The organism is Streptomyces yerevanensis, from assembly GCF_000716805.1.
GTDB lineage: Bacteria > Actinomycetota > Actinomycetes > Streptomycetales > Streptomycetaceae > Streptomyces > Streptomyces flaveus.
In genome coordinates this window covers 200,255-207,721 of sequence record NZ_JNWJ01000025.1, presented here as the reverse complement: position 1 = coordinate 207,721, position 7,467 = coordinate 200,255, and the positions used below count along the sequence as shown (strand labels likewise).

Here is a 7,467-nt window from a genome sequence, read left to right as displayed (position 1 = left end):
AGACGGCATACGAGATGTAGAGAGGTCTCGTGGGCTCGGAGATGTGTATAAGAGACAGGCCCCATGTTGACCCGGCTGCGAGAATTTCCGTATGGCCGAGATCATCCAGCGCGACGGGACCTGGGCCTTCGACGGCAACACGGTCCGGATCACGCCGGGGCTCCACCGCTCCGTACCGCTGTTCCGGCAGACGTACGGAGAGATCGCCGTGCCGCTCGAAGCGGTCGCCAGTGTCGTCTACGAGCCCGAACGCAAGCGCGGCCGGCTGCGTCTGAGACTTCGCGAGGGCGCCGACCCGCTGCTCCAGGCGACCGGTGGCCGGCTTCCCGACGCGGCGGACCCGTACCGGCTGACGGTGGACCTCGACCGCTCGGGCGTCGCCGAGTACGTCGCCGAGGAGATACGCCGTGCGCTGCTCCTCGACCAGATCCCCAAGGAACCCGCGAAGGAGTACCTTCTGCCGGGCCCGCCCGTGCCGGTGTCCGTGCGCTCCAGCGACGGCACGGTGTCGTTCGACGGAGCCCAGGTCCGGATCGACTGGAGCGACACCTCGGACCGGGTGAAGCGCGCGACGGGTCCGCGCATCATCGAGGTACCGGATCTCGTCCAGGTGGAGTGGCTGCCCAACTCCGGTTACGAGGACGGATTTCTGCGCTTCGTGACCCGCGAGACGGCGTTCTCGAAACTCCCGCCCGAGAAGGACCCCTTCGCCCTCGACCTGTGGGGCAGCGCCCGCCGCGACCTGCTCACGGCGCTGGTCGCCACCGCGGTCACAGCCCGTCTTCCCCATCCGTCCACTCGCACCGGCGAGTATCTTCCCGCCGACGCGCCCCGCCTCCCGTTGACGGCCAGGGATGCGGTACCGCCCGAGCCGCAGCCCGAGAATCACGACGTACTCCTGCGCCGGTTGCGGGAGTTGGGCGAACTGCACCGCGAGGGCGTGCTGACGGACGAGGAGTTCGCGGCGACGAAGGCCGCCGTACTCCGCGGATTCTGAACTCCGCGGATTCTGAGCATCAGGACGCACCAGGATGTACCAGGCGCACAGGGATGTACCGCAACTCACCAGAACGGCCCCGGAACCCGAACCGTCACGACAACAGATCCGGCTCACTCCGGCTGATGTCCTGCCACATCGGTTGATAGTTGATCCACGCCACCAGATCCCCGCCGAGTTGCTCACGTGTCGCCACCGCCTGCCGGTGGTCGATGAGCACGGGCCGGCCCGCCGCGCGGGCGGTGAGCTGGACCTGGCTGGAGCGTTCCATGGACACGAACCACCAGGCCGCCGCGTCGACCGAGTCGCCGACGGTCAGCAGTCCGTGGTTGCGCAGCACCAGCGCCTTGCGGGAGCCGAGCGCGGTGGCGATCCGCCGCCCTTCCTCGGCATCCACGGCGACGCCGGTATATGCGTCGTAGAGAGCGTGATCTTCATAGAAGGCACAGCTTTCCTGCGTGATCGGATCGAGCAGTTCGCCGAGCGCGGCCAGGGCGCGCCCGTGCACCGAGTGGCAGTGGGCGACGGCGACGACGTCCGGGCGGGCGGCGTGCACCTGGGTGTGCACGGTGAACGCCGCCTGGTTCACGTGATAGCGCCCCTCGATCACCTGCCCCTCTCCGTTGGCCATGACAAGATCGCCGACGGTGACATGTTTGAAGGGCATCCCGAACGGGTTGACCCAGAAGCAGTCGCTGAACTCCGGGTCGCGCGCGGTGATATGGCCGGAGACCCCGTCCTCGAAGCCGAGCCGCCCGAAGATCCGCAACGCCCCCGCGAGCCGCTCCTTGCGATGGCGCCGCTCATCGTCGAGCGACTCGTGCATCGGCGGCATGGCGAAGCGCAGTTGCTCGGTGGGTCGGGGCAGGGGCGGTGTGGGCCCGTGCATATGTCCTCCAGCCCAGAGGTACGGACTTGTTTGCAGCCCGGAAGTTACCGTCAGTCAGCGCAGGAGAACAGAGATGTTCGTGAAGAGAGTGCACAACCGTTGTGTGGGGTCGATTGTCTGCGTGTCTGGGAGAGTAGGACCAACTCTTCAGTTGAATCATAAAGAAAAAGAAAGGGCGGAGGGATGAGGGGAGGCATGAACAGAACCGAGGGCATGAACAGAACCGAGTGCCGCGTCGCCGAGATGCTCCACCAGATCGCGACCCGTGACGTCGTCGTGCTGAACGACACCGCCGGCTCACCGGGCAGACTCGCCGCGCTCACCTACATCGCCGTCCAGTACGGATTCCGGTACGGGGAGAGCAGCAGGAACGGCCAGACGCTCCAGGTCCGCCTGATCCGCGACACCCGCCCCGAGGCGCGCCAGCGGAGCACGGCGACACTCAGCCGCCTGGCGGCAGGCGGCACGCCGGGCATGCGCCCCGGCACCCTCAAGCCCCTGCCGGACGCGGCGCCCGCGGTCGAGCTCCTCAAGGCCCGGATCGAGTACGACTCCCTGGACGACGACCCGGACTGGCGCCGCAAGGCCGTCTTCATGAGCGCCAGCGCGGTACTGATGGCACTGCTGCTGATCCCCGTGGGATGGAGGGCGTCGCTCTGCGCGAGCGCCGCGATGGGCATGGTGTTCACGGTCCTCCTGCTCAGGGAGGACGTACGCAAGGACCGGCTGGCGCGGCGGCTGCGGGCACACGGGCTGCTCTGAGCCCTCCGAGGCGCATCGCCTCAACCGCTCTTCAAAGACGCCAGAAGATGTCGGGTATCGACGCGAGACTCGTCGTATGACTCGTATGACGTCGAACTGGGCTGCCTTCACGACCGCCGAACCCGACTTCGCCAAGACGGCCGAGGAACGCTTCGGCGGCGGGGGTGCGGGGGTGTCCCCCGCAAAACACAGCACGCACCACGTCCTCGCGACCCTCCGCAAGGACGGGTCGCCCCGCACCTCCGGGCTCGAAGTCCGTTTCCGGAACGGCGAGTTGTGGCTCGGCATGATGCCGAACTCGCTCAAGGCACTGGACCTGCGCCGCGATCCGCGCTTCGCGCTCCAGGCGAACCCGGGGTCCGGGACGGAGATGGCGGGCGGCGACGTACGGATCTCGGGACGGGCCGTCGAGGTCACCGAGCCCGAGACGGTGGCGCTGTACACAGGAAAGACGGGAAAGACGGAAGAGGTGGAACAGCCGGAGTCGCCGGAGTCGTTCCACCTCTTCCGCACCGAGCTGACGGAGGTCGTACGCACCTACGTCGAGGACAACGCGTACCTGGTCGTGCAGATCTGGAAGCCCGGCCAACCCGTGCGCTCCGTCAAGCGCGAGTGAGCCACAGACCGAGTGAGCCACAGACTCCGGAGCGTCACTCCCACTCGATCGTGCCCGGCGGCTTGCTCGTCACGTCGAGGACGACACGGTTGACGTCCGCGACCTCGTTCGTGATCCGGGTCGAGATCTTCGCAAGGACGTCGTACGGCAGTCGCGACCAGTCGGCGGTCATGGCGTCCTCGCTCGACACCGGGCGAAGCACGATCGGATGGCCGTACGTCCGGCCGTCGCCCTGGACGCCGACGCTGCGTACGTCCGCGAGCAGCACGACCGGGCACTGCCAGATGTCGCGGTCGAGGCCGGCCGCGGTCAGCTCCTCACGAGCGATGGCGTCGGCCTCACGGAGGAGGTCCAGACGCTCCTTCGTCACCTCGCCGACGATACGGATGCCGAGGCCCGGGCCCGGGAACGGCTGGCGCTGGACGATCTCGTCCGGCAGACCCAGCTCCTGGCCGACCATCCGGACCTCGTCCTTGAAGAGCTTGCGCAGCGGCTCGATCAGCTGGAACTCGAGGTCTTCCGGCAGCCCGCCCACATTGTGGTGGGACTTGATGTTGGCCGTGCCGGTGCCGCCGCCGGACTCGACCACGTCCGGGTAGAGGGTGCCCTGCACGAGGAAGGCGACCTCGGGGCCCGCGTCCGCGATGATCTCGGCCTGCGCCTGCTCGAAGACCCGGATGAACTCGCGTCCGATGATCTTCCGCTTCTCCTCGGGGTCGCTGACCCCGGCGAGCGCCTTGAGGAAGCGCTCCTCGGCGTCGACGACCTTCAGCTGCACACCGGTGGCCGCGACGAAGTCCTTCTCGACCTGCTCGGTCTCGCCCTTGCGCATCAGACCGTGGTCGACGTACACGCAGGTCAGTTGCGAGCCGATGGCCTTCTGTACGAGGGCGGCAGCGACGGCGGAGTCCACGCCGCCGGAGAGCCCGCAGATGGCGCGCTTCGTACCGACCTGCTCGCGGATGGCCGCGACCTGCTCCTCGATGACATTGCCCGTCGTCCAGGAGGGGGTGAGTCCCGCGCCCCGATACAGGAAGTGCTCGAGCACCTGCTGGCCGTGCGTGGTGTGCATGACCTCCGGGTGGTACTGGACGCCGTACAGCTTCTTCTCGTCGTTCTCGAAGGCGGCCACCGGGACGACGTCCGTGGAGGCGGTGACGGCGAAGCCCTCGGGTGCGGCGCTGCACGCGTCGCCGTGGGACATCCACACCGACTGCTCGTCGGGGGTGCCCTCGAAGAGGGTGGAGCCCGACTTGGAGACGTGCAGGGGCGTACGGCCGTACTCGCGGGCGCCCGTGTTGTCGACCGTGCCGCCGAGGGTCGTCGCCATCAGCTGGAAGCCGTAGCACATGCCGAAGACGGGGACGCCGGCTTCGAAGAGCTCGCGGTCCAGGCGGGGAGCGCCCTCCGCGTACACCGACGAGGGGCCGCCGGAGAGGATGATCGCCGCCGGGTTCTTGGCGAGCATGTCCTGGACCGGCATGGTGCTCGGCACGATCTCGCTGTAGACCCGGGCCTCGCGGACCCGTCGGGCGATGAGCTGGGCGTACTGCGCACCGAAGTCGACGACCAGGACGGTGTCGGGGGCGGTGGGGTTCGCTTCTGGCACGGGTTGCCTTCCGGCGGTTGAGCAGGGCTGTGTGCCCGAGTTTAGCCGGGAGCCCGGTGGTGGTGGCGCCGTCACTGGGGGCTCCGCCCCCAGACCCCCTATCGGCCTGGACGGCCTCGTCCTCAAACTCCCCCACTCTCGGCTTCGCTCGAGCGGGGGGACCCCCACGACGGGCTGCTTGATGCTGCCCCAGCTTGGAGCGTCCACCCTCGTGCGTGCATACTGGCCCCATGCTCACGCACAAGACCTTCGTCTTTACCTATGGCAACCGGCCCCCCGGCTGCCATGGTCGTGCTGCTTGAGCTAGTGACAAGCGACTTACCAGGCGCCCCGGGCCGACAAGGTCCGGGGCGCCTGACGTTTCCGGACCTTGCCGCTCCAGGGCCTCGCTCGACGACTCGAAGACTCGAAGCAGAGGAACCTGACATGACTGACGTACTCGACAAGACCGGCGCCCGTACCGACGAGGCGGCCGACGTGATCACCGGTGCGCGCGAGCGTATCGACGCGATCGACGACCGGATCATCGGTCTCGTGCAGGAACGCATGGCCGTGTCCGCCGTGATCCAGGAGGAGCGGATCGCGTCCGGCGGCCGGCGGGTGAACCTGTCGCGGGAGATGGAGGTCCTCGGCCATTACAGGGAGGCGCTGGGCAAGCCCGGTACGTCGCTGGCGATGACGTTGCTGGAGCTGTGCCGGGGCCGCATCTGAGGCCCCGCCTCCGGGTTCCCGCATCTGAGTTCCGTGTACGCACGTACCCATGGCCCGTTCCCGCAAGACGCGTGACCGCGTCGCGACGCGCTTCGTTGGTGTCGGTGTCCGTGCCAGCCAGGGGCGGGCCCGAAGAAACCACGCGTGGGGCTCCGCTGGAGCGATGAGACGTACGGACGTGCGTTGTGGCACTTCGCTCCAGTGGATGTGACCGGACGGCAGGGGACAGCAGCCTGGTCACAGCATGAGAAGGCCGGCTCCGGGGACGCCCGGAGCCGACCCGCCGAATCTGTGCGAGGGCGGTCGAAATGGTTGCGAAGGCCTTCGCCCATCGAGCACGATGCGTAGAGCAGCCCCAAATCGAACAGCCCACCCGAGTCCCAGCGCAGACAACCGCAATACCTCCACCGACTGCCAAAGGTCTACACCACTGACGCTCCCCAAGCGCTCCGGGGCGCAGACCGGCGGACACCAGAACCACCACCGAACCAGCGGCGCTCCCCCCGGCGCCGCTCCGCAGGCACCGGCGCTGCCCTGACGTCGGTGCTGACCGGGAAGGGCCCCGCGGATCCCCCCGCCGCGGGGCCCTTCGCCTGCCTGGATATGTGGTCCTCAGGTCCGCGAGACCGTGCCGCACGTGTCGGAGTTCCGGATGTCGCGGCTGCGGTCGTACGGGTCGACCGTAGGCCCTGTCGGCGCAGGCCCCTGGTTGATGTCCGAGTCGAACTGCGGGTGAATGTAGCCGTCGTGGACGTCGCAGGCGGAGTTGGCGAGATCCTGCTCGAAGCGGGCGACCGCCAGTTTGCCCGGGGTGACCTGGACGCGCGCCGGATCGGAGAGTTCCGTCTCAAGGATGCGGCGCATGATGACGCGGGCCACCTCCGTGGAGTCCGGGTCGGCCGGCGCCACCGCGTAGACGAAGGTGTAGTCGGCGTGGACGACGACGGACCCGTCCTCACCCGGTTCGAAGGTCATACGACCATGGGTCTTGACCACATCGCCTACGAGCCGCACCTCGTCCTTGTCGAACCGGCTGAACAGCAGCAGCGGATCGTTCTCCTTGTCCGGCTTGCGCAGCCAGGACCGCACGTCGGAGAGCATCTGGGGCTGCTTGAGGTCGAGGATGCCGAACACGGTCTCCGGAGTGCCACCGAGCAGGGTCTTCCGGTCGAGGTTCGCGTCGACGAGCAGGGCCTTGGTCTGCTTCAGGGCCCGGTCCACCTCGTCCTTGCCGAACGAGCCGACCGGCTTCGCCTCCGGCAGCACGATTCCGGTGGCCCCGTCGGCGTACCGGGCGGCCGGAGATCCGGCGAACGGCTGGTCCAGTGTGGGCGTTCCGGGTGCGGCCGAGGGGGCCGTGGACGGGGGCGCGGTCTCCTCGGGCAGCGGGGCCGCGGATTCCGCGCCCGTACCGCCCGTACCGAACGGGTCGCCGGGCAGCAGGGACGGCTTCATCGCGACCAGGGCGAGGACGAGCACCACCGGTACGCCGATGATCGCCCAGATCTTGCGGCGCCGGGCGGGCCGCCCTCCCATCCCCTGCAGGTCGGGACCGGTGCGCCAGCCCGGCGGCACCTCACCCCGCGCGTCCTGCTGACGCAGCCGCTCCGTCACCATGCGGGCTCGCGCGGAGGGCTCCTTGGGTGCGTCGGAGGTGCCGATGCCCAGCTCACTGTCCCGTACGAACTTCTCCCACACGTCGTCTGCGAAGTCCTTGGGGTCCTCGGAGCCCCTGGGTTCCCCGGACGGCTTTTCGGCCACGGCGCTCGCGCCTCTCCCCCTGCTCAACTGCCCACCCCCGATGGGCAGACGAGGATCCGTTCTAAGCCGCGATCAAGGGAGTTCACAAGTCGAGTACGGAGTTCACGTGTGTGACTCAGCCC

General features: G+C 68.4%; 7 protein-coding genes. 4 read left to right on the top strand and 3 right to left on the bottom strand.

Annotation, left to right across the window (positions count from 1 at the left end; all coding sequences use genetic code 11):
* Positions 1 to 91 precede the first annotated feature (91 nt).
* A complete protein-coding gene (locus tag OP79_RS25775; RefSeq protein ID WP_033323269.1) occupies positions 92 to 997 on the top strand; it encodes a DUF4429 domain-containing protein in 906 nt (301 codons plus the stop codon).
* Positions 998 to 1,091: 94 nt separating this feature from the next.
* On the opposite strand, the gene OP79_RS25770 is transcribed toward OP79_RS25775, so the two are convergent.
* On the bottom strand, positions 1,092 to 1,886 hold the full coding sequence (locus OP79_RS25770) for a class II aldolase/adducin family protein (protein WP_033323268.1): 795 nt from the start codon (positions 1,884 to 1,886) through the stop codon (positions 1,092 to 1,094).
* A 195-nt stretch (positions 1,887 to 2,081) separates the two neighbouring features.
* Here OP79_RS25770 and OP79_RS25765 point away from each other — a divergent pair, with 195 nt between their 5' ends.
* Both OP79_RS25765 and OP79_RS25760 read left to right on the top strand, forming a co-directional pair.
* Positions 2,082 to 2,648 carry a hypothetical protein gene (locus tag OP79_RS25765; protein WP_033323267.1) on the top strand — a complete coding sequence of 189 codons (567 nt, stop codon included), beginning with the start codon at positions 2,082 to 2,084 and terminating at the stop codon, positions 2,646 to 2,648.
* A gap of 85 nt (positions 2,649 to 2,733) precedes the next feature.
* Positions 2,734 to 3,264 carry a pyridoxamine 5'-phosphate oxidase family protein gene (locus OP79_RS25760; protein ID WP_033323266.1) on the top strand — a complete coding sequence of 177 codons (531 nt, stop codon included), beginning with the start codon at positions 2,734 to 2,736 and terminating at the stop codon, positions 3,262 to 3,264.
* Between the two features lie 34 nt (positions 3,265 to 3,298).
* On the opposite strand, the gene guaA is transcribed toward OP79_RS25760, so the two are convergent.
* The gene (gene guaA / locus OP79_RS25755) at positions 3,299 to 4,873 is read right to left on the bottom strand and encodes a glutamine-hydrolyzing GMP synthase (RefSeq protein ID WP_033323264.1); all 1,575 of its coding nucleotides are present in this window, start codon (positions 4,871 to 4,873) and stop codon (positions 3,299 to 3,301) included.
* 426 nt (positions 4,874 to 5,299) lie between these two features.
* Between guaA and OP79_RS25750 the strand changes: the two genes are divergently transcribed.
* Complete coding sequence (locus OP79_RS25750) at positions 5,300 to 5,584, top strand: chorismate mutase (protein ID WP_033323263.1); 285 nt, start codon at positions 5,300 to 5,302, stop codon at positions 5,582 to 5,584.
* A gap of 612 nt (positions 5,585 to 6,196) precedes the next feature.
* On the opposite strand, the gene OP79_RS25745 is transcribed toward OP79_RS25750, so the two are convergent.
* Entirely contained in the window at positions 6,197 to 7,345 is a 1,149-nt protein-coding gene (locus tag OP79_RS25745) for a hypothetical protein (RefSeq protein ID WP_033323261.1), read from the bottom strand.
* Between the last annotated feature and the right edge of the window lie 122 nt (positions 7,346 to 7,467).